The following is a 25233-nucleotide window of genomic DNA, read 5'->3' as shown; positions in this document are numbered from 1 at the left end:
TGGGACGGCGCCTCAGAACCCGTAGAGCGCCGCGTATTCGGCGTCCTTGGCGGCGATCTGGCGGGCGCAGTCGACCATCACCTTGGCCTGCTTCCAGGTGGCGTCGTCCTGCATCTTGCCGTCGATCATCGCCACGCCCGAGCCGTCGGGCATGGCCTCGAGGATCCTCTTCGCGAAGGCTACCTCGGCGGGATCGGGGCTGAACACCGTCTTGGCGATGGCGATCTGGCTGGGGTGCAGGCTCCAGGCCCCGGCGCAGCCCATCAGGAAGGCGTTGCGGAACTGCTGCTCGCAGGCGACCGGGTCGTCGATGGCCCCGAACGGGCCGTAGAACGGCTTGATGCCGTGGGCGGCGCAGGCGTCGACCATCTTGGCGAAGGTGTAGTGCCAGAGGTCCTGCTGGACCGAGGCGCGAGGTGATCCGTCCGTATGCGGATCTTCGATCACCCGATAGCCCGGATGGCCGCCGCCGACCCGCGTCGTCTTCATCGCCCGGCTGGCGGCCAGGTCGGCCGGCCCCAGCGAAATGCCCTGCATGCGCGGGCTGGCGCCGGCGATCTGCTCGACGTTCATCACCCCCTCGGCCGTCTCCAGGATGGCGTGCAGCAGGATCGGCCGGGTCACCCCGTGCTTGGCCTCCAGCGAGGCCAGCAGCTGGTCGATATAGAAGATGTCCCACGGCCCCTCGACCTTGGGGACCATGATGACGTCGATCCTGTCGCCGGCCTTCTCGACCAGGGTCGCCACCTCGTCGAGGTGCCAGGGCGAGTTCAAGCAGTTGATCCTCACCCACAGCCCCACGCCCAGGGCCCTGAAGTCGACCTCGCGCGACATCGCGATCGTCCCGGCCAGGGCCGCGCCCTTGGCGTCGGCGGGGATGGCGTCCTCCAGATTGGCCAGGATCACGTCGACGGTCGGGGCGATCTCTCCGACCTTGGCCCGCACCTTGTCCAGGTGCGGCGGCACGAAGTGGATCATCCGCTCGACGCGGGCGGGCAGCTCGCGCCACGGCGCCGGCGCGCCGATGGCCAGGGGTTTGAAGAAGCCTCGGGCGGTCTTCATGCGCGTCTTCCCTAGTGCTTATTTCGCAGTTGCGAGAAGACTGCGGCGCGGGGGCGAGGGGGTCAAGGGTGGCGCTACGGCGCCCTCCCTCCTTCTCTAGTCTCCCGTCATTCCCGCCCTTGTGGCGGGAACCCCTCTGTCAGCCGCAAGGGCGAGAGGGGCGGCGTGCTGAGCACGCCGCTTGCATCTCACGTGTCAGCGGAACCAGGGGTTCCCGCCACAAGGGCGGGAATGACGGGAGGATAGGCTCAGCCCTGCGCCGGCCTCGGCGGCGGCGCGTCGTCCGGATCCTCGCGGCCCAGCTCGTCGGCGGCGTCGTTCTGCGAGACGTGGGGTCCGGCCTTGCCGCGCCCTTTCCGCGCCGCCTTCGGCTCCAGGCGCAGGGCGGCGCGGGCGTCCTCGCCCTCTTCGCCGAACAGGCCGCGCAGGCGCACGTCGCGCTGCGGATAGGGGATCTCGATCCCGGCCTCGCGCAAGGCGTCGTCGATGGCCCAGGTATAGGCCGCGAAGATCGCCGCCGGACGGCGCACGGCCTCGACCGTCGGCCAGACGATCAGCTCGAACTTCAGGGCGTGCTCGCCATAGCCGACCAGCCACACCTGGGTGCGGCGCACGGCGTCGTCGGCGCTGGTGAAGGGCACGCTGCGGGCGGCCCTCAGCACCGCCTCGCGGACCAGTTCCTTGTCGACCCCGAAGGCGGTGACGAAGGGCACGCGGATGCGGCGAGTGGTGCCCCGCAGGGTCCAGTTGATCACCTGGTCGTTGACCAGCACCGAGTTGGGGACAATGACGTCCGTGGCGTCGTTGGTGCGGATGCGCGTGGCGCGCGGCCCGATCTCGTGCACCACCCCGCGCGCGCCGTTCGACAGCTCGACGAAGTCGCCCACCGCCACCAGCCGCTCGAACACCAGGCTGACGCCCGAGGCGAAGTCCTTGATCACCCCTTGCAGGCCAAGGCCCACCCCGACGCCCACCGCGCCGGCGAACACCGTCAGCGAGGTCAGGTCGATGCCCATGGTCGACAGGCCCGCCAGCAGGCCCACCAGCACCAGGCCGTAGGTCGTCAGCTTCTCGACCACATAGAGCGAGGGCCCGCTGTCGGCCGCCCGAGCCCGCAGCCGCCGAAGCCCCGCCGCCGCCAGCCGCGCGGCCAGCAGGGCGGCGATGACGATGACGATCCCGGCGCCGAGCCCCCCCACCGTGATCGCCGACTTGCCGAGCTTGACCAGCTCGAGGGCGTCCAGGCGCTGCAGGGGATTGTCGGTCATGGGGTGGAGTTTGAGCGCGGGCGGGCGACGGGTTCAAGACCCGCCGCAAGACGGCCGCCGCTCAGAGATCCTCCCCCCGAAGGGGGAGGTGGCCCGGAGGGCCGGAGGGGGAAGTATCAGTTGAAGTCGGCGCGACCGTTGGAGGAAGCAGGAACCTCCCCCTCCGTCGGCTTCGCCGACACCTCCCCCTTCAGGGGGAGGATCTTTACCGCCCCACCATCGCCAGCCCGGCCTCCGCATACCGCGCGCCTTCGACTTCCGTCTCCGGCACCGCCGCGGCGATCTTCGCCAGGTCGTCGGCGCTCAGGGCCACGTCCACCGCGCCGATGTTCTCGGCCAGGCGCGCGACTTTCGTGGTGCCCGGGATCGGGGCGATGTCGGGCCCTTGGGCCAGCAGCCAGGCCAGGGCCAGCTGGGCGGGCGTCACGCCCTTTTCGGCCGCCAGTTCCACCAGCGCCTCGACCAGGGACTGGTTCTTGGCGATCGCCTCGCCCTGGAAGCGCGGCAGGGTCGAGCGGAAGTCGTCCTTGCCGAAGCCGTCGCCGGCCTTGATGGCGCCGGTCAGGAAGCCGCGGCCCAGCGGGCTGTAGGGCACCAGGCCGATGCCCAGCTCGCGGATGGCCGGCAGCACCTCGGCTTCGATCCCGCGCGTCCACAGCGAATACTCGCTCTGCAGCGCCGCCACCGGCTGCACCGCCTGGGCCTTGCGGATTGTGGCCGCGCCGGCTTCCGACAGGCCGAAGTGCTTGACCTTGCCCTCGGCGATCAGGTCCCTGACGGTTCCCGCCACGTCCTCGATCGGCACGTTGGGGTCGACGCGGTGCTGGTAGAAGAGATCGATGACCTCGACGCCCAGGCGCTTGAGCGAAGCCTCGGCCACGGCGCGGATGTTGTCGGGGCGCGAATTGACGCCGCGCATGCGCGGAACGCCGGCATCGTCGGGGGCGATGTCGAAGCCGAACTTGGTGGCGATCACGACCTTGTCGCGGAAGGGCTTCAGCCCCTCGCCGACCAGCTCCTCGTTCACATAGGGGCCATAGACCTCGGCGGTGTCGAAGAAGGTCACGCCCAGGTCCACCGCCTTGGCCATCAGGTCGAACATCGCCTGCTTGTCGGGCGCGGGACCATAGGCCCAGCTCATGCCCATGCAGCCCAGACCGAGGGCCGAGACCTCCAGGCCGTCGCCGAGTTTGCGCGTCTTCATGGGCAGCTCCTGTTTCGGGAATTTCGGTCGCGGTCGCGCCGCGACGGCAGGGAGATGGGTCCGGCGGCGCGCCACGATAACCGCTTGCGGTCTCAACGCACTCCTGAGCATCTCTCAGCAATGTCCACGCGCCCCCTGCCCGACCTCGCCGTCTTCGCCCTGGTCGCCGAACGCCGCAGCTTCCGCGCCGCCGCCCAGGTGCTGGGCGTCACCGCCTCGGCCCTCAGCCACACGATCCGCAATCTCGAGGCCCGCCTCGACGTGCGCCTGCTCAACCGCACCACCCGCAGCGTCGCCCCCACCGAGGCCGGCGAGCGGCTTCTGGCGAGGCTCGGCCCCGCCCTGGCCGACATCGACGCGGCGCTGGACGAGGTGGCGATGTTCCGCGACCGCCCGGCCGGCCGCCTGCGGGTCAATGTCGCCAGCACGGCCGCGCGCATGCTGCTGGCCCCGCGCCTGGGCGGCTTCATGAACGCCTATCCCGACGTGCGGGTCGAGATCGTCTGCGAGGACGCCCTGGCCGACATCGTCGCCGGCGGCTTCGACTGCGGCGTGCGGCTGGGCGAACGCCTCCAGGCCGACATGATCGCCGTGCCCTTGGGCGGCGAGCTCTCCCAGGCCCTGGTCGCCACCCCCGACTACATCGAGCGCCACGGCGCCCCGACCAAGCCGGAGGACCTGATGAGCGGCCACCGCTGCCTCCTGGTGCGCCGCGCCTCGGGCCAGCCCTATCCGTGGGAGTTCGAGCGCAAGGGCCGCCTGGTGGTCGTCACTCCGCCGCCGGCCCTGCTGACCGACAACGGCGTGGTCATGCTGGAAGCCTGCCGCGCCGGCGCGGGTCTGGCCTTCCCCTTCCGCGAAGCCGTCGCCGACGACATCGCCGCCGGCCGCCTGGTGTCGCTGCTCGAGGACTGGTGCGAGCCCTTCCCCGGCTTCTTCCTCTACTACCCCAGCCGCCGCCAGCTCTCGCCGGCCCTGCGGGCGTTCATCGACTGGATGCGGGGGTAGGCGATGGACTGGTTCGATCGTCTCGTCGGTTTCGCCGAAAGCGACTACGCGACCACCCAGGCGCGCCTACGGATAGAGGACGGCCGCCTCGGCTCCGACGCCGTCGACGCGACCTGGCGCGTCGGGACGCTGGAGCTTCCGTCCCTGGCCAAATTGCGCGAGCGCGCGGCCGCCGTTTCGGCGCCCGGACGGCTTTCAGTGCAGGTCGTTCGCGGCGACGCCCGCGCCCTGCACAATCGCGCCGACAACGCCGACGCCCTGTTCCAGGTCGCTTCGCAATTCAACCTGCTGGAGATGGTCGACCCCGGCGTCAGCCCCGAGGACGGCGTCGGCCGCTACGACTGGGATCCGACCCAGGGCCCCGCCTGCGCCATCGCCGCCGGCGCGGCCACGATCTATCGCAACTATCTGGCGCCGGTCGGCGGCCAGGCCGGCCAGACCCGGCATCGCCAGTTCGACGCTCTGGCCGGGCTGGGAGCGCGGCTCGCGGACCTGACCGGACGTCCGATCGACGCGCTGTGGAGCATGCGCAATGGCTACGCCCTGTGCGCCGACAGCGGCCTGGAGGCGATCGCCGCCGTCCTCGACTATCTCGAAGCCGACCAGATCGACTCCCTGCGCGGCCTGCTGCGCGTCGGCCTGGTCTGGGACGCCGAAGTCACCGATGCCCCCGAAAGGCCCGGACAGACGGTCTGCCAGGCCTTCTGTTCGGCCCTGCCCGTCAGCTATGCACCGGTGACCAAGGCCCTCGCCGCGCCCTTCGCCGGCCTGATCCTCGAAGCCGCCTACGAGGCGACGCTGCTGGCGGGCCGGCTCAACGCCGCGCGGGGCCATCGCGTGATCTATCTCACGCGACTGGGCGGGGGCGCCTTCGGCAATGCGACCGCCTGGATCGACGCGGCCATGGTTCGCGCGCTCGACGCCGTTCGAGACCAGGCGCTGGACGTGCGGATCGTCAGCTACGCCGCGCCCGACCAAGCCTTGCTGGACCTCGCCGCGCGCTACGCCTGAAGCCGCCTGCGAAATTTATCCTCGACCCTGTCGGCGCGGCGGGCGTTCCTTCGTCCTCGGGAAGACGCGGCCGCTCCAGGCCGCGCAGGAGGAGCAACGCCATGCCGAAGATCTCGCCGTTCCTGTGGTTCGACACGCAGGCCCTGGAGGCCGCCGAGTTCTACGTCTCGATCTTTCCCAATTCGAGGATCGTGTCGGTGAACCGCTATCCCGACGACGTGCCGCCGCCGGCCGGCCCCGGCGGCTCGGTGTCGACGGTCTATTTCGAGCTCGACGGCCAGCCGCACGTGGCGCTGAACGGCGGGCCCCACTTCAAGTTCACCGAGGCGATCTCGCTGTCGATCGACTGCGACGGCCAGGCCGAGGTCGACCACTACTGGGACGGCCTGCTGGCCGGGGGCGGAGCGCCCTCGCAGTGCGGCTGGCTGAAGGACCGCTACGGCCTGTCCTGGCAGGTCACCCCGCGCCAGCTGATCGAGCTGACCACCGGACCCGACAAGGCCGTCGCAGGCCGGGTGTTCGCCGCGATGATGACCATGAGCAAGATCGACGTGCCGATGCTGGAGAAGGCCGCGCGCGGCGAGTGAGGCGGCCCTCGCCTCCGCCGCCATCCCGGCCCCGACGCGCGGAGACCGGGAAGGCGACGGAGGAAACGCCATCCGCCAAACAATGTTCCTTGACTCAAACTCTACATATATTGCTAATGGCGGCATGACCCGCGCACCCAACATCTCGCGCCAGACGGTCGGCGTGCTGGCCGCCCTGCTGGCCCAGCCCCAGGCCTGGCGCTACGGCTACGACCTGTCCAAGGAGACGGGCCTGAAGTCGGGCACCCTCTATCCGCTGCTGATGCGGCTGTCCGACCAGGGCTACCTGGAGGCCGAGTGGCGCCAGCCCTTGCAGCCCGGCCGCCCGGCCCGTCATGCCTATCGCCTGACCGGCGCCGGCGTCGCCCTGGCCCGCCAGCGCGCCGAGGCCTCGCCCAGCGCGGCCCCGCTCCAGCCCTCGGCGGTGCGTCCATGAGCCTCGCCGAGCGCCTGCTCGACCACGCCGCCGCCGTCCTGCCCGCAAGCCAGCGCGACTGGGCCGCCGGCATGAAGGCCGAACTGTCGGCCATCGACGCGCCGGGCGAGGCCCTGGCCTTCGCCGCCGGCTGCGTGCTGGCCGCCTATCGCCGCAGGATCAATCCCATGCGCATCGCCCTGGTCTCCGCCCGCCTGTTCGTGGCCGCCGTCACCCTGCTGACCGCCGTCTTCCACGCCTTCATGCCGGCCTACATGCTGGCGATCCTGGCCGACCTGAAGCTGAACGGCATGAACGGCTTCGCCGGCCGCTTCCGCATGTTCAAGGGCCGCACCGCCGACGAGGCGATCTCCGGCGTGCTGATGATGCCGCTCTGGCATGTGGCCCTGATGCTGGCCATGGCGGTCGCCTTCGGCGCCTGCGCGTGGTTCATGGCCAAGGGCGACATGCGGCGGCTGTTCTTCGCCATTCTCGCCGGCGTCGCGGCCCATACGGCCAACACCGTCACCCAGCTGGCCCTGTGGCCGACGCCCTATTTCGTGCACCCCAAGGTCGCGGGCCTGAACTACGTCGCCTTCGGCCTGCTGCTGGTCGCGGGGCTCGTCTTCTTCGGCCTGGACCGCTGGACCCGGCCGAAGCCGGCGGCGGCCTAAGCCGCCTCGCGCTCGCGCAGCCAGCTCTCCACCGTCGCGTAGAGCACGTCCTTCTGGATAGGCTTGGCCACGTGGTCGACCATGCCGGCCTCGCGGCACTGGGCGATCTGCTGGGGCAGCGCGTCGGCGCTCATGGCGATGATCGGCACCGCCGAGGCCGCGCCCGGCAAGGCGCGGATGGCGCGGGTGGCCGAAAGGCCGTCCATGCCCGGCATGTGGATGTCCATCAGCACGACGTCGAAGCCGCCGCCCGCGGCCATCTCCACCGCCTCGCGGCCGTTCTCGGCGGTGATCACCTCGCAGCCGGCCAGGGCCAGGAAGGCGCCGCCGATCTCGCGGTTCATCGGATGGTCGTCGACCAGCAGCACGCGGGCCGAGGCGATCCGGCCGCCGGCCGCGACCATCGCCGCCGGCGCGGCCTCGCAAGCCTGCGCCGCCAGCTCGATCCAGAAGGTCGAGCCCTGCTCCGGGTTGGCGGTCATGCCGATGCGCCCGCCCATCAGCTCGACCAGCGCCTTGCTGATCGCCAGGCCCAGGCCCGCTCCGCCGAAAGCCCGCGTCACCGAACTGTCGCCCTGGCTGAAGCGCTGGAACAGCCGGTCGCGCAGCTGCGGCGGCACGCCGATGCCTGTGTCGACGATCTCGACGCGCAGCAGGTCGGCGCCATCACCGGGCGTCACGGCCAGCCGCGCGGTCACCCGCCCGGCCGGCGTGAACTTCACCGCGTTGTTGAGCAGGTTCAGCAACACCTGACGCAGGCGGTCGGCGTCCAGCCCGTGGTGGCGGCCGGTCTCGCCCTCGATCTCGATGTCCAGCGCCAGGCCCTTGGCGCGGGCGTCCTGGGCGACGATGGCGAGGGCGTCGCGCAGCACCGCCTCGGCCCGCGCGGGCTCGACCTGCAGCTCCACCCGGCCCGCCTCGACCCGCGAGAAGTCGAGCACGTCGTTGACCAGGGTCAGCAGGGCCCCGCCGGCCCCGTCGATCAGGCCCACATGGCGGCGGGCCTCGGGGGCCAGGTCGTCGCGGTCGGCCAGCAGGCGGGTGAAGCCCAGCACGCTGTTCAGCGGCGTGCGGATCTCGTGGCTCATGGTGGCCAGGAACTCGGTCTTGGCCTGGCTGGCGGCCTGGGCGCGGGCCTGAGCCTTGCGCGCCAGGGCCTGGCGACGCACCAAAAGCTGCTTGAGGCGCTGCTGGTTGGCCAGGGCCAGGGCGGCGGCCAGGCAGGTGAACAGCAGCGCGCTGACCAGGAACTGCAGGGCGTGCATGCGCTCGGAGGCCTGGGCCCGGGTCGCGGCCTCGGCGACGATGCCCAGCACGCTCAGCGGCGCGGCGATGGCCGCGACGATCACCGTCGTCCAGGCCGCGCCCTTGGGACCCAGCCGGAAGGCCACCAGCACCCCGGCCGGAAACACCAGGAACGGCAGGGTGTGGCCCGGCCGTCCGAAGGCGATCAGGGCGGCGACCGCCACCATCACGTAGCAGGCGATCTTCTCCCAGACCGGTCGCTCGAAGCCGCGCTGGATATGCGGATCGAACAGGATCAGGGCGATCGGCAGGCCGGCCGTCATGCCCAGCGCGTTGACGAACATCCAGTTCTTGATCAGCACCGGCAGCGAGACGTGCAGCATTGGGGCGCTGGCGAAGGCCCCGACCACGGCCAGCACGGCGGTGATCGGCAGGGCCAGGCCAACGACCCTCAGGGCCTGGGCCAGATTCTTCATCCGCGGAGGCCCGCCGAACGCCCTGCGCAGCACCACCGCGATCACCGCCGCCTCGATGGTGTCGAGCACCGTGAACAGCGCCGTCATCGCCGGCGCCGTGCCGCCCAGGCGGTCCAGCAGCACGTGGCAGACGGTGGTGACGGCCAGCAGGATCAGGCTGCGGCGCGGCGTCAGCAGGACGAGGCCGCCGGCCAGCAGGCCGTTGCACGGCCACAGGGTGGCCATGCCCGACGGACCGCGTGTCAGCAGGTCGCAATAGGCGATGGTCACGGCGTAGGCGAAGATCAACGCCAGCAACAGACGCGTCTGGCGCGCGTCGCCCTCGAACCGTTTCAAAGCCACCATACGCGTACTCGCGATCCCCTCGTCCCCCGACGAAATCGCCGGCAGGATCGCGCCCAACCCCGGCTAAACGGTTAAGACGAGACGGGAATTTCTCGCGATGGGCGCGATCAGGCCTTCTTGACGAACTCGGTGCGCAGCACGAGGCCCCGAACCTTGTCGACATTGGCCTCGATCTCGTCGGGATCACCGGTCAGGCGGATCTTCTTGACCAGCGTCCCGCGCTTGAGGGTCACCCCGCCCGAGCCCTTGACCTTCAGGTCCTTGATCAGGGTGACGTTGTCGCCGTCGGCCAGGATCGCGCCGTTGGAATCGCGGGTTTCGTCGGACATGGAAGGCTCCCGGGGCTCAAGACAAGCCCGCACAAAAAGTACGGGCTTCTTAGAGGCCGCCGGGCGAAAGTCCAGGCGCTTTCCTACTTGGTCCGGCCCAGGCACGGCGCGCCGTCCGGTCCCGTGGCGCCGGTGCAGACCCGCTGGGCCAGCATCGACTCCTTGCTCTCGACCAGGGTCTTGGCCCCACCCTTGCCCCGCACCAGGGTGAAGGCGTCGTAGAGCTTGCCGCTGGCGGTGTAGGCGGCGAAGCCCAGCTTGTCGGCGTCGACGTCGATCACCTGGTAGAACTCGGTGTCGGCGGCGACCTTGTCGGGCTGGGTCAGGGCGCGGTCGTTCAGGGCGTACATCTTCGAGCCGACCACCGAGACCACATAGACCGGCCCCTGCGGCTGGCCGGCCTTGTGGCGGCGCGCGGCGTCGGCCTTGCCGGCCTCGCTGGTCAGGCGGGCGTAGCAGTGGTCGTGGCCTTGCAGGACCAGATCGACCTTGCGGGCCTCGAACACCGGCTTCCAGGCGGCTTTCAGCTTTTCGGTGTCCTGCGGGCGGGCGCAGGTGAAGATCGGCTGGTGGAAGGTGACGATGTTCCACCTGGCCTTGCTGGCCGCCAGGGTCTGGTCCAGCCAGCGGGTCTGGGCCTCCAGCGCGCCGAGATCTAGCGCCGCGGTGCCGTCCAGGATGATGAACCGCACGCCCTGGTAGTCGACGTAGTAGGTCGTCTGCTTAACGGGCTCGGCGCCGTTGGCGGGCAGGGCGAACTGTAGCGGCCAGTAGGGGCCAAGCTTGCGGCTCTCGGTCCCGTCGGGCTTGGCCACGTCGACATACTCGTGGTTGCCGGTGGCCGGCAGCTGCGGAACGGTCGAGAAGTTGTAGGCGCCGGCCGCCGTCCACTCGCCCCATTCGTCGTCATGGTCGAGGTCGTCGCGCTGGGCCACCAAGTCGCCGGCGTGCAGCACCAGGGCCGGCGCGGCGGTCGACTGGAAGCCCTGGCGGATCACCCGCGAGCCGATCGGCAGGATGCCGTTCTGGGTGTCGCCCAGATAGAGGAAGCGGAACGGGCGGAATGTCGCCGCGGCGGTGTGGAACTGCAGCCACTCGCTCCAGCCGTCGGCGCCCTTCACGCGGTAGACATAGGCCGTGTCGGGCGACAGGTCGGTCAGCCGCGCCTGATGATAGAGGGCCGGGCCGTTGGCGCTGTCGATCGCCTGCGAGGTCCCAGAGAGGGTCTTGGCGCGGAAGGCCAGGCTCGGCCCGTCGATGGCTTCGGCCAGCTGGATCTCGGCGACCGCCTGGCGCGGGTCGGTGCGCCAGGCCACGGCCATCTCGCGCGAAGGATCGGCGCCGGCGGTCAGCACGATGCGGTCGGGCAGGCCCTTGGGCTTGAACGGCAGGCCCGGCGAGCGCGGAACCGGCTGGGCGACCTCCTGGGCGAGAACCGGCGCCGCCGAGAACGCCACAAGGCCCAGCGTCGCCACGCCGACGAGCAGTTTCCGCAAAGCCATGATTTTCCCTCCGTCGACTGACGACCCCACCGTCGCCGCCTCGCGCTACTGCCCGGGTTCCGTGACAGATTGACGAAGGTCGCCCGCCCCTACTCCTTCTTTCCCAGAGGATGCTTGGTGCGCACCACCTCGGCCAGGTGCTCGCCGGCCACGTGGGTATAGATCTGGGTCGTGCCGATGTCGGCGTGGCCCAGCAGGGTCTGGATGACCCGCAGGTCCGCCCCGCCCTCCAGCAGGTGGGTGGCGAAAGCGTGGCGCAGCACGTGGGGGCTGACCTTCTCGCGATCGATCCCGGCGGCGATGGCGGCGTCTTCCAGGAGCTGCGACACGCGCCGCGCCGTCAGCCGCCCGCCCTTGCCGCGCGACGGAAAAAGCCACGGGCTGTCCTTCTGGCCCTTTGGCAGGAATTGCAGCCTTCCCTCCAGATGGGCCCTCACCGCCGCGCGGGCCGCGTCGTTCAGCGGGGCCAGCCGTTCCTTGCCGCCCTTGCCCTTGACCATCAGGAAGGCCGGGTCGCGCGCCAGGGCCGACAGCGGCAGGGCCAGCAGTTCCGAGATCCGCAGGCCCGAGGCGTAGAGCAGCTCGATGATGCACGACAGCCGCAGGCCCTGGGCCCCGTCCTTGTCGGAAGCCGCCGCCAGCAGGGCGTCGATCTCGACCCGCGACAGCACCTTGGGCAGCGGCCGGCCGGCCTTGGGCGCGACCACGCGGCGGGACGGGTCGTCGGTCCGCCAGCCCTCGCCCAGGGCGAAGCGATAGAACTGCCGCACGGCCGAGCGTCGTCGCGCCGCCGTGGCCGGCGACAGGCCGCGCGCGCCCAGGTCCTGGAAATAGGCCTCGATGGCCTCGGCGTCGGCGGCGTCCAGGTCATTGCCCGCGCGCCCCAGAAAGCCCCGGGCGTCCTCGAGATCCTTCTCGTAGGCGCGCAGGGTGTTGGCGGCCGCCGCGCGCTCGACGGCCATCATCTCCAGGAAGGCCTCGACCCAGCCTTCGGCCTTGCCGCTCATTTCTTCTTCGGGGCCGGCTTGGGCGCGGCCGACGCGGGCTTGGCCGGGACCGGCGGCGCGGGCAGCAGGCCCTCGACGGCCAGGGCCCGGGCGTCGGCGGAAAGGCCCGCGCGGTTCAGCGCCGCGACGATACGGGCGCGGTCGGCGGCGGCGGGTCCGGCCGCCCCGGCGTCGGCGGCGACCGACAGGGCCAGCACGGCGGCCTCGCCCTTGCGACCGGCGGCGGCGGCCGCGTCCAACAGCACCAAGCGCGCGGCCGAGGCGGTCGACTTGCCGGCCTCGAAGCCGGCGAAGGTCGCGCGGTCCTCGGGGCTCAGCGCCCCGCCCAGGGCCTGCAGCACCACCGCGGCCGGCTGGGCCGGAGACTTGGCCCCGCCATTGGCGCCCAGCTCCACCAGCCGGTCCAGCGCCTGGTCGGTCGAACCGCCCGAACCTGCGGCCAGGGCCGCGTCGAACAGGGCTAGGTCCTGGGTGCCGACGCCGGGGATGGCGTCGCCGGTCATCTTGCCCCGGATGGCCTGGGCGGTCTTGACATCGCCGGCGGTCAGGGCCGCGCGCAGGAAGAGGCCCGGATCGGTGAGCGGCGCGTCGGCGGCGACCATGGCCGCGATCAGCGGGGCGGCGGCGCGGGCCGCGGCGGCGAAGTCCGCCCCTGGCTTGGCCGATTTCAGGAACGCCCAGTCGGCGGCTTGCGCGGCGGCTAGGTCGGCGGCCGGCGGGGCCAGAACGCCCCGGGTGGCCGGCGTCGCCGTGGCCGAGGCGGCCTGAACGTCGAGCCCCAGCTTCCTGGACAGGGCGTAGTTGATCCCGGTGCGCAGGTTGGCGCCGCCGGTCGGCGCCGCGCCCGACAGCAGGGCCGGCATCAGCCGGGCGTAGTCGGCGTCCTTGCCCTGTTGCTGGGCGAGGTTGAAGGTCAGTTGGGCCTCGGCGGTCTGGCCGGCCCGCGCCTGGCAGAAGGCCCGCAGCCGCAGCCAGTAGCCGGTCCCGCGATCGGCGCTCAACGCGTCGGCGACGGCGCAGGCGCGATCGTCGTCGCCGGCGATCAGGTTGGCCTCGGCCGCGGCCATGGCCAGGGCGGCGTTCTGGTCCAGGCCCGGCGTGCGATCCAGCACCCGCTTGGCGCCGGCCGCCTCGCCCAGGGCGATCAGGGCCAGGGCCCGCGTCCCGCCCATCTCGGGGTCATCGCCGACGCCCGCCGGGGCCCGCGCGCCGGTGGCCAGCACCCGCCGGGCGAAGTCGGCGAAGGCCGGCGACAGCGGCTTGGCGGCCAGCTTGGGCAGGGTCTCGCGCATCAGCCCCGGCGAGGCGTCCTTCCACAGGTCGCCCGGCAGGCCGGTGTCGGCGGCGGGGTTCGAGAACAGGTCGGGCGGCGCCAGCGTGCTGACCGCCACCTCCTGGGCCTGCGCGCCTGCGGCGGCGAGAACGGAGACGGCGGCGGCGAGCGCCAGCGGGGAACGCGGGGAGAAAGCCATGGTCCCTACTATGGCAAGGAAGCGCGGCAGGCAGAAGACGGTCAGACGGCGATAGCGCGGCGAAAGGGCGTAACCGTGATCGGCCATAAATGCTTGCGAGCGACCAAGTTTGGGTCCAAAGCGCGAACCTGTTGCTTACCTAGCGTGAGCTTGAGCCCGTGGGGGGCTCCATACGTCCATCAGTTCGGACGGGAGTGGTCGAGCCGCGTCGATCATCCACGGGAGACCCCATGCCCTCCACCCTGTCCGACACCCGTAACGCCGTCAGTCCGCTGGCGCGGCTATGGCTGCTGCTGCTCGGCGCGGTCATCCTGGCCGCGGGCCTGTTCTTCGTGATCGGCGGCGGCAAGCTGCTGACGCTGGGCGGCAGCCCCTACTTCGTGCTGGCCGGCCTGGCGCTGGTCGCGGCCGGCGTGCAGATCGGCCGGGCCAAGGCGAGCGGCGCCCTGCTGTTCGGCGCGGTGTTCGCAGCCACGGTGGTCTGGGCGCTGGCGGAATCGGGCGTCTCGTTCTGGCCCCTGATCTCGCGTCTCCTGGCGCTCAGCGTCGGCGCGGCCGTGGTCGCCTTCTCCTATCCGCTGATGGCGCGGGCCAGCGGCAGGCCCTCGGCCCTCGTTCCCGCCCTGGCGGCCGGCGCGGTGCTGGCCCTGGGCGCGGCCGCCGGCTTCACCGCCATGTTCTTCCCGCATGCCACCGTCGCCTTCGCCGGCGCGGCGCCCGGCCTCATCCCCGTCGACCCGGCCAAGGCCCAGAAGAACTGGGAGGCCTACGGCAACACCCCCGGCGCCAGCCGCTTCGTGGCGCTGGACCAGATCACCCGCGACAACGTGCAGGGCCTGAAGGTCGCCTGGACCTACCGCACCGGCGACGTGGCGGTCAGCGACGGCAACGGCGCCGAGGACCAGGACACCCCGCTGCAGGTCGGCGACACCGTCTACATCTGCACGCCGCACAACAACGTCATCGCCCTGGACGCCGACACCGGCCGCGAAAAGTGGAAAACCATCGTCGACGCCAAGGCCTCGGTCTGGATGCGCTGTCGGGGCCTGGCCTATTTCGACGCCGGCGCGCCACTGCTGCAGCCGACCGCGGGCGGCTCGACGCCCGTTCTGACGGCCTCCGTGCCGGAAGCCGCGCCCTGCCGCCGCCGCATCCTGATGAACACCATCAACGCGGTGCTGATGGCCTTCGACGCCGACACCGGCAAGGCCTGCCAGGACTTCGGGACCGCCGGCCGCGTCGACCTCAAGGCCGGCCTGGGCGATGCGCCCGACCCGCAGTACCAGCTGACCGCCGCGCCGACCCTGGCCGGCACGACCATCGTGGTCGGCGGCCGCATCGCCGACAACGTCCAGGTCGACATGCCCGGCGGCGTGGTGCGCGGCTTCGACGTCATCACCGGCGCCCTGCGCTGGGCCTTCGACCCCGGCGATCCGTCGATCACCAAGGCCCCGCCGGCTGGCAAGACCTACGCCCGCTCGACGCCCAACGTCTGGTCGTCGATGTCGTACGACGCCGCCTCCAACACCGTGTTCATGCCGGTGGGCAGCGCCTCGGTCGACCTCTACGGCAAGACCCGCAGCGCGCTCGACCATCGCTACGGCGCCTCGATGCTGGCGCTGGACGCCACGACGGGCCGCGAGAAGTGGGTGTTCCAGACCGTCCGCAACGACCTGTGGGACTTCGACGTGCCGATGCAGCCCAGCTTCATCGACTTCCCCAAGGCCGGCGGCGGCACGGTCGCGGCCCTGGTGTTCGGCACCAAGGCCGGCCAGCTCTACGTGCTCGACCGCGCCACGGGCCAGCCTCTGACCAAGGTCGAGAACGTGCCGGTCAAGGCCGCCGACATCCCCGGCGAGCCCTACGCCCTGAGCCAGCCGCGCTCGACGGGCATGCCGCAGATCGGCGCCCAGACCCTGAAGGAAGCCGACATGTGGGGCGCCACGCCCTTCGACCAGCTGCTGTGCCGCATCGCCTTCAAGGGCATGCGCTATGAGGGCCTCTACACCGCGCCGGGCACGGACAAGTCGCTGAGCTTCCCAGGCTCGCTGGGCGGCATGAACTGGGGCGGCCTGTCGACCGACCCGACCACCAACACCATCTTCGTCAACGACATGCGCCTGGGCCTGTGGGTGCGGATGATCCCGCAGGACACCAGCAAGGTCGCGGCCGCCGGCGGCGGCGAGGCGGTCAACACCGGCATGGGCGCCGTGCCGCTGAAGGGCACGCCCTATTCGGTCGACAAGAACCGCTTCCTGTCGGTGCTGGGCATTCCCTGCCAGGCCCCGCCCTACGGCACGATGACCGCGGTCGACATGACGACCCAGAAGATCAAGTGGCAGGTCCCGGTCGGCACGGTGCGCGACACCGGCCCGCTGGGGATCAAGATGGGCCTGCCCATGCCGATCGGCCTGCCCACGCTTGGCGGCAGCCTGGCGACGCAAGGCGGCCTCGTCTTCTTCGCCGGCACGCAGGACTACTATCTGCGCGCCTTCGACTCGGGCACCGGCAAGGAAGTCTGGAAGGCCCGCCTGCCGGTGGGCAGCCAGGGCGGCCCGATGAGCTACCGCTCGCCCAAGACCGGCAAGCAGTACGTGGTGATCACCGCCGGCGGCGCGCGCCAGTCGCCCGATCGCGGCGACTACGTGATCGCCTACGCCCTGAAATGAGCCGGCCGATCGAACGGCTGGGGGTCGCCGCCGGACTGGCGGCGGCCCTGGCCTGCGCCTCGCCGGCCCTCGCCGGCGAACGCACCACCCTGACTGGAGACTGGGGCGGGGTCCGCACCGATCTGGCCGAAGACGGCATCGCCTTCCGAGGCGACTACGTCTCGGAGACCTTCAGCGTGCTGGACGGCGGCCTGCGGCGGGGCGGCGGCTACACCCAGCAGATCCGGGTCGGCGCCGACTTCGACCTCGACAAGCTGGCCGGCTGGTCGGGCGGGATCCTGCACCTGACCTTCAACGACCGCCGCGGCAAGGGCGTGTCGTCCGACGTGGTCGGCAACCGCCTGCCGATCCAGGAAGCCTATGGCGGCCAATACACGCGGCTGACCGAACTCTCCATCGAGCAGCAACTGGACGGCGGGCGCCTGGACCTGCGGGCCGGCTTCTTCGCCATGGGCAACGACCTGGGCGGCATGGCCATCGGCTGCAATCTGGTCAACGCCGCCTTCTGCGCCCACCCGCTGTCGATGTCGGGCGACAGCGGCTGGTACAACTATCCCAACGCCCGCTGGGGCGTGGCGGCGCGCTACGCCGTGCGCCCCGACCTCCTGGTGCGCACCGGCGTCTACCAGGTGAACCCGGCCCTCAACGACAAGGCCAACGCCTGGCGTCCGTTCGCCTCGGGCTCGACCGGCGTCATGCTGCCGCTGGAGATCGAGTACGACCGCGGCGCCGGCGGCGGCCTGCCGGGCCACTACAAGCTGGGCGCCTATTACGACAGCTCGCGCGTCACCCGGCAGGGCGAGACCGGAACCGTGAAGGGCCGCTACGGCGTCTACCTGCTGGCCGACCAGATGATCTGGCGCGAGGGGAGCGGCGGGCGCGGCCTGTCGCTGTTTGGCCAGTTCACCAGCAATCCCAAGGCCTCGGCCCCGATCACCCGCTGGTACGAGGCGGGCCTGGTCAAGACCGGAACCTTCCGCGGCCGCGACGCCGACACCATCGCCCTGGGCCTGGTCCACGCGAAGCTCAACCCGCGCCTGCGGCAGGTCTATGTCGACGCCTCGGCCACGCCGGTCGACTACGGCGCCCTGCCGGCCGGCGAGACCGCGATCGAGCTGAGCTACGGCTGGCAGGCGACCCGCTGGCTGACCGTCCGTCCCGACGTGCAGTACGTCATCGACCCCGGCGCCTTCGGCTACCGCGACACCCCCAACGCCTTGGCGGTCGGCGCGCAGGTCAAGGCGCAGTTCTGAGAGGCCCCCTCGCCAGAGGCCGCCCCCTCTCCGCCCGTCATTCCCGCCCTTGTGGCGGGAACCCCTCTATCGGCCGCAAGGACGGATGAGGCGGCGTGCTGAGCACGCCGCTTGCACCTCACGTGTCAGCGGAAACAGGGGTTCCCGCCACAAGGGCGGGAATGACGGGATTAATGAAGAGGTTCCGCGTTAGCGGCAGAAGCGCCAGCCCCCTCCCCAAAACTAACGCCCGCCCCAGGAATAACCGCAGTCCCAAGCGTGGCGGCGGGGGCGCGGGTCGTGTATCGGAGGAGCCGACCATGACCGCCGATCTCGCTCCGCCCCGCTATCCAGACCTCCGTGACCAGACCATCGTGCTGGTCGGGCTGATGGGCGTGGGCAAGTCCAGCGTCGGCCGGCGCCTGGCCAACACCCTCGACCTGCCGTTTCGCGACGCCGACAACGAGGTCGAGCGCGCCGCCGGCCGCTCGATCCCCGAGATCTTCGCCGAGATGGGCGAGGAGGCCTTCCGCGACGGCGAGCGCCGGGTCATCGCCCGCCTGCTGGACGAGCCGCCGCACGTGCTGGCCACCGGCGGCGGAGCCTTCGTCAACGCCGAGACCCGCGCCCTGATCAAGGACAAGGCCATCGCCGTCTGGCTCAAAGCCGATCTGGAGCTGCTGGCCCGCCGTGTCGGCCGCAAGGACGGCCGTCCGCTGCTGAAGAACCGCGACCCGATGGACGTCCTGCGCGAGCAGGCCGTGACCCGCTACCCCGCCTATGGCGAGGCCCACCTGACCGTCGAGACCGGCGACACGCCCCACATGGTGGCCGTCGAAGCCGTGATCGCCGCCCTGCAGGGCCGCCTCGCCGCCGCGTCCGCTACCGGAGAGTAAGACCGTGATCCGCACCGTTCCCGTGGGCCTGGGCGATCGCGCCTACGACGTCGTCATCGGTACGGGCCTGATCGACAAGGCCGGCGAGCACGTCCTGCCGTTCCTCTCGAAGCGCAAGCGCTGCGCCGTGGTCACCGACGCCAATGTCGGCGAGCACCATGTGGAGCGCCTGTCGGTGTCGCTGGAAAAGGCCGGCGCCGCGGTCGACGTCATCGTGCTGCCGCCGGGCGAAGAGACCAAGAGCTTCGAGGGGCTGGCGCACCTGTCCGACCAGCTGCTGGCGCTGAACCTCGAGCGCGGCGACATGATCGTGGCCTTCGGCGGCGGCGTGATCGGCGACCTCGCCGGCTTCGCGGCGGCGATCTACAAGCGCGGCGTCGACTTCATCCAGATTCCGACCACCCTCTTGGCCCAGGTCGACAGCTCGGTCGGCGGCAAGACCGCCATCGACACCCCGCGCGGCAAGAACCTGATCGGCGCCTTCCACCAGCCGCGCCTGGTGCTGGCCGACCTCGACGTGCTGGCCACCCTGCCCGCCCGCGAGCTGGCCTGCGGCTATGCCGAGGTCATCAAGTACGGCCTGCTGGGCGACTTCGAGTTCTTCGAGTGGCTGGAGAAGAACGTCCACGCCGTGCTCGAGCGCGACACGCAAGCCCTGGTCCGCGCCGTCGGCCGCAGCGTCGAGATGAAGGCCGAGATCGTCGCCGAGGACGAGAAGGAAGCCGGTCGCCGCGCGCTCCTCAACCTCGGCCACACCTTCGGCCACGCCATCGAGGCCGAGATGGGCTTCGGCGACGCGCTCAAGCATGGCGAGGCCGTTGGCGTGGGCATGGCCCAGGCCTTCCGGTTCTCGGCCGCTCAGGGCCTGTGCCCGGCCCAGGACGCCGTCCGCGCCGTGGCCGCCATCAAGGCCGCCGGCCTGCCGACCACCCTGGCCGAGGTCCGCAGCCAGCCCTTCGGCGCCGACGCCCTGATCGCCCACATGGGCCAGGACAAGAAGGCCGAGGGCGGCGCCCTGACCTTCGTTCTGGTGCGCCGCATCGGCGAGGCCTTCGTCGCCAAGGGCGTCGATCCGGCCCCGCTGCGGGCCTTCCTGCTGACCGAGGGCGCGGCCGGCTGAAGCCTGTCGCCTCCCCGTCGCGCCGGGGCGAGACAAGCGTTTCACGTCAGCGCTTCCCTAAAAGCCAAGCTTGTTTACGATCGGCGGAACCGCTCCGTTTCCGGCGCGTTCAGGTCGACGCGCCGGAGTGTCGGCGATGGGGTCTAGGGGGGAGCCTAGGTGACCGTTTTGGAGGCCGACGCGGTGTCAGCGACGGAGGAGATGGTCGATCTCCGCCGGCGGCTGGCCGAAGCGCAGGCCGCTCACGCCGACGAGGTCCGTCGCAACGAGGTGTTCAGCCGCATCGCCGCGGCCATCGGCGCGCACCAGAGCCTGGGCGAGACCGTCCAGGCGGTGATCGACGGCGGCGTCGAGCTGATCGGCGCCCAGTTCGGGGCCTTCTTCTACAACGTCATCGACGAGGCCGGTGAGAGCTACATGCTCTATGGCCTGGCCGGCGCGCCGCCCGAGGCGTTCGCCGACTTTCCCATGCCGCGCAAGACGGCGATCTTCGCCCCCACCTTCGACGGCGTGGGCGTGGTGCGCTCCGACGACATCCTGGCCGATCCGCGCTATGGCCAGAACGCGCCGCGCCAGGGCATGCCCGAGGGGCACCTGCCCGTGCGCAGCTACCTGGCCGCTCCGGTGACCACTGTCGACGACGTGGTGCTGGGCGGCCTGTTCTTCGGTCATCGCGAGACCGGCAAGTTCGACGCCCGCGCCGAAACCCTGATCATCGGCCTGGCCGCCCAGGCCGCCGTCGCCATCGAGCGCAGCCGCGCTGGCGAGGCTGGACACCGGGAGCTGACAGAGCGCCGCCGCACCGAGGAGCGGCTGAAGTTCGCCCTCGATTCCGGCCGCCTGGGCTCGTGGGAGCTCGATGTCGGGACCCGCGCCTACGACGCTTCGGACATCTGCAAGTCGAACTATGGCCGCACCGCCGACCAGGACTTCGGCTTCGACGACCTGGTGGCCACCATCCACGCCAGCGACCGCGAGCGCATGCTGGCGGCCATGGACGAGGCCATCCGCACCGGCGGCGACTACGACATCGAGTACCGCGTGGTCGTTCCCAGCGGCGAGACCCGCTGGGTGCACGCCCGCGGCCGGGCCGCCGTGCGCGACGAGACGCCGGTGATCGGCGGAAGCGTGCGGCGCATGGCCGGCGTGTCGCTGGACGTCACCGAGCGCAAGCGGGCCGAAGAGCGCCAGCGCCTGCTGCTCAACGAGCTCAATCACCGGGTCAAGAACACCCTGGTCACCGTCCAGTCGATGGCCGCCCAGACCCTGCGCGCCGCCGAAAACCTGGACGCCTTCCGCGAGGCCTTCGAGGCCCGCCTGATCGCCCTGTCCCAGACCCACAACCTGCTGACCGAGCAGAACTGGGAGAGCGCCAGCCTGCGCGAGATCGTCGACGCCGAGCTGGAGGCCTTCGCCGGCCGCGAGCGGCTGGACTTCGACTACGCCCGCGACCTGCGCCTCAACCCCAAGGCCACCGTGGCCATCGGCATGGCCGTGCACGAACTGGCCACCAACGCCGCCAAGTACGGCGCCCTGTCGACGCCCGAGGGGCGGGTGACGGTGGCCTGGTCCATCGAACCGCTCGAAGCCCCCGCCCGCCTGGTCCTGACCTGGACCGAGCGCGACGGCCCGCGCGTCACCCCGCCGAGCCGCCGCGGCTTCGGCGCCCGCCTTCTGGAGAAGGGTCTCGCCGGAGAGTTGTCCGGCGTGGTCCGTCTCGCCTATGATCAATCCGGCTTGGTCTGCGCCATGACGCTGCCCCTCGCCGCCCTGGAGCCGTGAAACAGATGAAGACCCTCGCCGCCCTGAAGGTACTGGTGGTCGAAGACGAAGCCCTCGTCTCGATGCTGGTCGAGGACATGCTCGGCGATCTCGGCTGCGAGGTCGTGGGCCCGGCCGCCGAGATCGAGGAGGCCCTGCGCCTGGCCGGATCGGCCGAGATCGACGCGGCCCTGCTCGACGTCAACCTCGGCGGCCGCCCGATCTTTCCGGTCGCCGACGCCCTGAAGGCGCGGGGCGTGCCCTTCGCCTTCGCCAGCGGCTACGGCGAGGCGGGCCTGACCGAGCCGCACAAGGGCTCGGCGGTGCTGCAGAAGCCCTTCCGCGAGGCCGACCTGCGCCGCGTGCTCGAAGGCCTGGCCGCCCAGGTCGTCTGACGCCGCGGGCCCAGCGCCCGTCGCTTCCATTTTCGGATCTTCGACAGCCGTCCCGGTCACCCGGGGCGGCTTTCGTTTGCCCCTCGCCATCCCGGCCCGGCTGGGAACAGGGGCAAAGAAAAAGGGCGGCGAGGTTGCCCTCGCCGCCCTTCCCAGCCCCCTAGAGGGTTGGTTTTCCTACCACTTCTTGTTGATGTTCACGAACATACGACGGCCGAGGATGTCGTAGGACGAGGCCAGACGCATGTTCGAGAAGCGGCTCGCCGACGACGTCGAGTAGAACGGCGGTTGCTCGTCGAACACGTTGTTGATGCCGGCGGTCACGGTGATGTCGTCGAACTTGCGACGGACCGAGATGTCGTGCGTGGCGTTGAACTCGATGTGACGCTTCACGTAGGCCTGCTGGTCACGGTACGTGATGAGATCCGTGCCGTAGCCGCTGTAGCTGTCGTCGACGTCCGAGGTCTTGCCGACCATCTGGGTGGCCCAGTTAACGGTCCAGTCGCCTTGGATGTACGAGACGCCCGTGCGGCCCGCGAAGTCCGGATAGGCCGTGAAGCCTTGGTTCTTCACCGGATCGGCGCCGTTGCTCAGCTGGGTGTACCAGTCGAGGGTCCAGGTGAACTGACCCGAAACCACCAGGGTCCCGTGCGGCAGCTCGTGGCGGTACACCGCGCTCAGGTCGAGGGCGTTGTTCCACTGCTTGGCCACGTTCAGGTACGCATCCGACACGGTCAGCACGGCGCCGAAGGTCGTCGACGAGGTGTCGGTGTTGCGGGTGATCAGGCTGCAGTACGGGCTGGTCGGGAAGTCAGGCGCATCCAGGCACGAGTCCAGGATGTTGGCGGCGCCGTAGCGCTGCACCTGATTGTTGACCGTCAGTTCCGAGTAGTCGAGCGAGACGTTCAGGTCGATGAAGCTCGGCGTGAACACGATGCCGATCGACTTGTTGTCCGACTCTTCGGCTTCCAGGTAACCAACGCCGCCCTTGGCGAAGATGGTGTAGGAGCCGGCGCCGCCGTGGGTCGAGTTGCCCGTGATGCCCAGGGCCGCGCAGTTGGCGCGCTGACGGTCGGTCACGCCGGCCGTGCTCGCGTACTGGTAGCAGGGATCGCTGGTCTGAGCCAGGAAGCTGGACGACGAGCCAAGGTACAGTTCGTACAGCGCCGGAGCGCGGAACGAGGTGCCCTTGTTGGCGCGCAGAGCCCAGGTGGAGTTGATGTTCCACTTCAGGCCGGCCTTGTAGGTGCTGCTCGAGCCGTACGACTTGTAGTCCGAGTAGCGGGCCGAGTAGTTCAGCGTCAGCCGGTCGATCAGCGGCAGGTCGCGCAGCAGCGGAACTTCAAGTTCGCCGAAGAGCTCCTTCACTTCGTCCGAGCCGTGGGTTTCAGCCGAGGCGGCCGAACCGTTGTAGTTGCTGTTGCGGCTGTTGAAGCCCGGGACGTCGTCCAGCTGTTCCTTGCGCAGCTGGAAGCCGACGGCGGCGCCCACCATGCCCGCGGGCAGCTTGAACAGGTCGCCGCTGATCGAGCCTTCCACGTACTGGTAGACGTACTCGGTGTGTCCTTGCTCGTAGCCGTTCAGGAAGGCGTACTCTTCCGGCGTCAGGTAGCTGCCGCCGACCGTCGCCACCTTGCCCAGGTTGATGTTGGTCGGGCAGGTCGCGTTCGGCATGTTGGCCGAGATCGTCACGAGCGCCTGGTTGCATCGGGCGGCGCCCGAAACGGCCAGCATGCGGTCGTTGTAGATGAACTCTTGGCCGTAGTCGCCCGACGACTTCGAGTATTGGCCGTAGATGTCCCAGTCCCAGTTGCCGAGGATCGGCAGCGATTCCGGCAGCACGCCGCGGGCGCCGAGGACGACGCGGGCGTAGTCGACGGTCTGGTCGCGGGTGACCGGCAGCACGAAGATCGGCGAGAACGACGAGGCGGCCAGCGGCGTGCCGGTCGGCCCGACGTAGCTCGGGTTGTTGGCGAAGTTGAAGGGGTTGGTCGGGTTGTTGGCGTTGATCGTCGGGCCGAGCTGGCGGATGCTGCGCTGCTCGGATTCACGACGGTTCAGCAGCAGTTCGCCGTAGAGTTCCGTCGTCTCGGTCAGGTCGAAGCCGCCCGTGACGAACACCGACTTGCGGGTCACCGGCGACACGGCGTGGCGATAGCCTTGCAGCGGCGAGTCGGTGGTCTGCAGCGCTTGCGTCGAGCGGGCGAAGTCCAGCGGGCTGGCGCAGTTGCCGGTCCGGTTGGAACCGCAGACGATTTGGTAACCACCGCCGGAAGTCGCGGTGCCGACAGCGGCCAGGTTGGCGTTGACGCGGCGGAAGCCGTTCAGGTCCCAGCCGTTCGAGACAGCGGTGGCGTCCGGGATGTAGCGGTTCGAGCCGCGGATGTAGATGCCGGTCAGGGTGTTCAGGCACTTGTACGAACCGTCGGGCATGACGAGGTCGCGACGGGCGCCGGTCACCGGATCGAAGGTGTAGTCCTGCGGGCAGTTCAGGTAGTCGCGGTCTTTGAAGCGCAGGCCGTTCGACTGGTAGTATTCAGCGGCGGCGTTCACGTAGCCGCGGCTGAAGGTCCAGCCCTTCGAGACGCTGGCGCGGTAGACTTCACCGCCCTTGCTGAACGGCACGTTGGCGTTGATGTTGATTTCGCCGTCGTCGCTGTTGCGCTTCGTCATGATGTTCACGACGCCGGCGATGGCGTCCGAACCATAGATCGACGAGGCGCCGCCGGTCAGGATTTCGGTGCGGTCGACGACCGAGCTCGGAATGACGTTCAGGTCGAACGGGCCGACGGTGCCGCCGATGCCGGCGGGACCGGCGCGACGGCCGTTGATCAGGGTCAGGCTGCGCTGGGCGCCCAGGCCGCGCAGCGACAGGGTGTTGGCGCCGTTGCCGCCGGTGGTGACGAAACCGGTGAAGTTGTTGTTGATCTGCTGGCTGGTGGCGCCGAGGATCGAGCTCTGCAGGATCGAGGCGGTGTCGACCTGGCCTTGCAGTTCGGCGCTTTCGCTGGTGATCACGGTCACCGGCGAGGCGCTGTTGAATTCCGAGCGCTTGATGCGCGAACCGGTGACGACCAGTTCTTCAACTTCGTTGGCCGCGGTCTCTTCCGCCTTCGGCGCCGGCTTGGCCGTCTGGGCCGAAGCGGCCGACACGACGCCAAGCATCGCGATACCCGCGATAACCGTCGTCGCGAGCAGATTTCTCTTATCAAACGTCATCAATGAAATTCCCCCGCGGGGTGCCCCGCACTGCATTTCGCCAGCGGCACATCCCATACCGTCGGCGCGGCGGACCGTAACAGGTTTGCGACGGGCCTCAACGCACTTGGCCAAATTGTGACGCGGATGTCCGAGATCGTAGCAAATACGACACAGTTTTGCCCACAGGGCCGGCGGAAGCGACCTCCAAGAACGATGATCCTTGGATGAAACTGCTGATGACCTTAAGCAATGGCCAAGCTTAAACGCGGGCTGATATACTGCGATATCAACTTCAAGCTGCGCAGATAGGTTTTTGCGCGCCAGTACGCGTTCGGGGAATCCTTTTGCTTTCCA

Annotated in this window: 20 protein-coding genes and 1 pseudogene; 12 read left to right on the top strand and 9 right to left on the bottom strand. The window is 70.2% G+C overall.

All coding sequences use genetic code 11. The features are described 5' to 3' along the window. Positions 1–12: 12 nt before the first annotated feature. Positions 13–1062 (bottom strand): HpcH/HpaI aldolase/citrate lyase family protein, encoded by a 1050-nt coding sequence (locus tag DDF62_RS03390; RefSeq protein ID WP_116487805.1) that lies wholly within the window; start codon positions 1060–1062, stop codon positions 13–15. Positions 1063–1130: 68 nt separating this feature from the next. On the opposite strand from DDF62_RS03390, the pseudogene DDF62_RS26015 reads away from it, so the two are divergent. Further along, positions 1131–1305 (top strand): annotated as a pseudogene (locus tag DDF62_RS26015) (hypothetical protein); the annotation flags it as partial. Between the two features lie 5 nt (positions 1306–1310). On the opposite strand, the gene DDF62_RS03385 reads toward DDF62_RS26015, so the two are convergent. Together DDF62_RS03385 and DDF62_RS03380 are read right to left on the bottom strand one after the other, a co-directional pair. Further along, positions 1311–2330 (bottom strand): mechanosensitive ion channel family protein, encoded by a 1020-nt coding sequence (locus tag DDF62_RS03385; RefSeq protein ID WP_116487804.1) that lies wholly within the window; start codon positions 2328–2330, stop codon positions 1311–1313. 205 nt (positions 2331–2535) lie between these two features. After that, positions 2536–3534: an aldo/keto reductase gene (locus DDF62_RS03380; protein ID WP_116487803.1), complete on the bottom strand. Its 999-nt coding sequence runs from the start codon at positions 3532–3534 to the stop codon at positions 2536–2538. Positions 3535–3654: 120 nt separating this feature from the next. Here DDF62_RS03380 and DDF62_RS03375 point away from each other — a divergent pair, with 120 nt between their 5' ends. From DDF62_RS03375 to DDF62_RS03355, 5 genes are all read left to right on the top strand, one after another. After that, a complete protein-coding gene (locus DDF62_RS03375) occupies positions 3655–4542 on the top strand; it encodes a LysR family transcriptional regulator (RefSeq protein WP_116487802.1) in 888 nt (295 codons plus the stop codon). A gap of 3 nt (positions 4543–4545) precedes the next feature. Beyond that, entirely contained in the window at positions 4546–5553 is a 1008-nt protein-coding gene (locus tag DDF62_RS03370; protein WP_116487801.1) for a hypothetical protein, read from the top strand. Between the two features lie 101 nt (positions 5554–5654). Continuing rightward, complete coding sequence (locus DDF62_RS03365; protein WP_116487800.1) at positions 5655–6140, top strand: VOC family protein; 486 nt, start codon at positions 5655–5657, stop codon at positions 6138–6140. A gap of 124 nt (positions 6141–6264) precedes the next feature. Then, the gene (locus DDF62_RS03360) at positions 6265–6576 is read left to right on the top strand and encodes a PadR family transcriptional regulator (protein ID WP_116487799.1); all 312 of its coding nucleotides are present in this window, start codon (positions 6265–6267) and stop codon (positions 6574–6576) included. Then, entirely contained in the window at positions 6573–7229 is a 657-nt protein-coding gene (locus tag DDF62_RS03355) for a hypothetical protein (RefSeq protein ID WP_116487798.1), read from the top strand. The genes DDF62_RS03360 and DDF62_RS03355 overlap by 4 nt, the downstream gene beginning before the upstream one ends. Here DDF62_RS03355 and DDF62_RS03350 read toward each other — a convergent pair. The 5 genes from DDF62_RS03350 to DDF62_RS03330 all read right to left on the bottom strand — a co-directional run bounded on the left by DDF62_RS03350 (position 7226) and on the right by DDF62_RS03330 (position 13605). Next, entirely contained in the window at positions 7226–9295 is a 2070-nt protein-coding gene (locus DDF62_RS03350) for an ATP-binding protein (RefSeq protein WP_116487797.1), read from the bottom strand. The two genes, DDF62_RS03355 and DDF62_RS03350, sit on opposite strands and share 4 nt — an antisense overlap. Before the next feature lie 107 nt (positions 9296–9402). Further along, entirely contained in the window at positions 9403–9624 is a 222-nt protein-coding gene (locus DDF62_RS03345; protein WP_116487796.1) for an alkylphosphonate utilization protein, read from the bottom strand. An 83-nt stretch (positions 9625–9707) separates the two neighbouring features. Further along, positions 9708–11126 carry a purple acid phosphatase family protein gene (locus DDF62_RS03340; protein ID WP_116487795.1) on the bottom strand — a complete coding sequence of 473 codons (1419 nt, stop codon included), beginning with the start codon at positions 11124–11126 and terminating at the stop codon, positions 9708–9710. An 89-nt stretch (positions 11127–11215) separates the two neighbouring features. Next, positions 11216–12133 carry a site-specific tyrosine recombinase XerD gene (locus DDF62_RS03335; RefSeq protein ID WP_116487794.1) on the bottom strand — a complete coding sequence of 306 codons (918 nt, stop codon included), beginning with the start codon at positions 12131–12133 and terminating at the stop codon, positions 11216–11218. Next, positions 12130–13605: a hypothetical protein gene (locus DDF62_RS03330; protein WP_208866819.1), complete on the bottom strand. Its 1476-nt coding sequence runs from the start codon at positions 13603–13605 to the stop codon at positions 12130–12132. The genes DDF62_RS03335 and DDF62_RS03330 overlap by 4 nt, the downstream gene beginning before the upstream one ends. A gap of 230 nt (positions 13606–13835) precedes the next feature. Here DDF62_RS03330 and DDF62_RS03325 point away from each other — a divergent pair, with 230 nt between their 5' ends. The 6 genes from DDF62_RS03325 (at position 13836) to DDF62_RS03300 (ending at position 21678) form a co-directional block, all read left to right on the top strand. Then, entirely contained in the window at positions 13836–16274 is a 2439-nt protein-coding gene (locus DDF62_RS03325; protein WP_116487793.1) for a membrane-bound PQQ-dependent dehydrogenase, glucose/quinate/shikimate family, read from the top strand. Continuing rightward, complete coding sequence (locus DDF62_RS03320; protein WP_116487792.1) at positions 16271–17527, top strand: carbohydrate porin; 1257 nt, start codon at positions 16271–16273, stop codon at positions 17525–17527. Before DDF62_RS03325 ends, DDF62_RS03320 begins: the two co-directional genes overlap by 4 nt. A 299-nt stretch (positions 17528–17826) precedes the next feature. Then, positions 17827–18402 carry a shikimate kinase gene (locus tag DDF62_RS03315; RefSeq protein ID WP_244286688.1) on the top strand — a complete coding sequence of 192 codons (576 nt, stop codon included), beginning with the start codon at positions 17827–17829 and terminating at the stop codon, positions 18400–18402. Positions 18403–18406: 4 nt separating this feature from the next. Then, entirely contained in the window at positions 18407–19522 is a 1116-nt protein-coding gene (gene aroB / locus DDF62_RS03310; RefSeq protein ID WP_116487790.1) for a 3-dehydroquinate synthase, read from the top strand. A 159-nt stretch (positions 19523–19681) separates the two neighbouring features. Further along, positions 19682–21304, top strand: coding sequence for a sensor histidine kinase (locus DDF62_RS03305; RefSeq protein WP_244286687.1), 1623 nt, complete (start codon positions 19682–19684; stop codon positions 21302–21304). Positions 21305–21309: 5 nt separating this feature from the next. Then, positions 21310–21678: a response regulator gene (locus DDF62_RS03300; RefSeq protein WP_101718306.1), complete on the top strand. Its 369-nt coding sequence runs from the start codon at positions 21310–21312 to the stop codon at positions 21676–21678. A gap of 177 nt (positions 21679–21855) precedes the next feature. On the opposite strand, the gene DDF62_RS03295 is transcribed toward DDF62_RS03300, so the two are convergent. Then, positions 21856–24843, bottom strand: coding sequence for a TonB-dependent receptor domain-containing protein (locus DDF62_RS03295; protein WP_165832160.1), 2988 nt, complete (start codon positions 24841–24843; stop codon positions 21856–21858). Positions 24844–25233: the final 390 nt, after the last annotated feature.

It is taken from the genome of Caulobacter radicis (assembly GCF_003094615.1).
GTDB classification, from domain to species: domain Bacteria; phylum Pseudomonadota; class Alphaproteobacteria; order Caulobacterales; family Caulobacteraceae; genus Caulobacter; species Caulobacter radicis.
The sequence above is the reverse complement of the archived record's forward strand: the minus strand, read 5'-3'. Positions and strand labels throughout refer to the sequence as shown.

Bases quoted from the DNA above. Each gene is read 5' to 3' on its own strand.
- DDF62_RS03320 (WP_116487792.1), top strand. From the start codon at position 16,271: ATGAGCCGGCCGATCGAACGGCTGGGGGTCGCCGCCGGACTGGCGGCG.
- DDF62_RS03360 (WP_116487799.1), top strand. From the start codon at position 6,265: ATGACCCGCGCACCCAACATCTCGCGCCAGACGGTCGGCGTGCTGGCC.
- DDF62_RS03330 (WP_208866819.1), bottom strand. From the start codon at position 13,605: ATGGCTTTCTCCCCGCGTTCCCCGCTGGCGCTCGCCGCCGCCGTCTCC.
- DDF62_RS03370 (WP_116487801.1), top strand. From the start codon at position 4,546: ATGGACTGGTTCGATCGTCTCGTCGGTTTCGCCGAAAGCGACTACGCG.
- DDF62_RS03325 (WP_116487793.1), top strand. From the start codon at position 13,836: ATGCCCTCCACCCTGTCCGACACCCGTAACGCCGTCAGTCCGCTGGCG.
- DDF62_RS03295 (WP_165832160.1), bottom strand. From the start codon at position 24,843: ATGCTTGGCGTCGTGTCGGCCGCTTCGGCCCAGACGGCCAAGCCGGCG.
- DDF62_RS03385 (WP_116487804.1), bottom strand. From the start codon at position 2,330: ATGACCGACAATCCCCTGCAGCGCCTGGACGCCCTCGAGCTGGTCAAG.
- DDF62_RS03380 (WP_116487803.1), bottom strand. From the start codon at position 3,534: ATGAAGACGCGCAAACTCGGCGACGGCCTGGAGGTCTCGGCCCTCGGT.
- DDF62_RS03335 (WP_116487794.1), bottom strand. From the start codon at position 12,133: ATGAGCGGCAAGGCCGAAGGCTGGGTCGAGGCCTTCCTGGAGATGATG.
- DDF62_RS03300 (WP_101718306.1), top strand. From the start codon at position 21,310: ATGAAGACCCTCGCCGCCCTGAAGGTACTGGTGGTCGAAGACGAAGCC.
- DDF62_RS03340 (WP_116487795.1), bottom strand. From the start codon at position 11,126: ATGGCTTTGCGGAAACTGCTCGTCGGCGTGGCGACGCTGGGCCTTGTG.
- DDF62_RS03345 (WP_116487796.1), bottom strand. From the start codon at position 9,624: ATGTCCGACGAAACCCGCGATTCCAACGGCGCGATCCTGGCCGACGGC.
- DDF62_RS03365 (WP_116487800.1), top strand. From the start codon at position 5,655: ATGCCGAAGATCTCGCCGTTCCTGTGGTTCGACACGCAGGCCCTGGAG.
- DDF62_RS03390 (WP_116487805.1), bottom strand. From the start codon at position 1,062: ATGAAGACCGCCCGAGGCTTCTTCAAACCCCTGGCCATCGGCGCGCCG.
- DDF62_RS03350 (WP_116487797.1), bottom strand. From the start codon at position 9,295: ATGGTGGCTTTGAAACGGTTCGAGGGCGACGCGCGCCAGACGCGTCTG.
- DDF62_RS03375 (WP_116487802.1), top strand. From the start codon at position 3,655: ATGTCCACGCGCCCCCTGCCCGACCTCGCCGTCTTCGCCCTGGTCGCC.
- DDF62_RS03355 (WP_116487798.1), top strand. From the start codon at position 6,573: ATGAGCCTCGCCGAGCGCCTGCTCGACCACGCCGCCGCCGTCCTGCCC.
- DDF62_RS03315 (WP_244286688.1), top strand. From the start codon at position 17,827: ATGACCGCCGATCTCGCTCCGCCCCGCTATCCAGACCTCCGTGACCAG.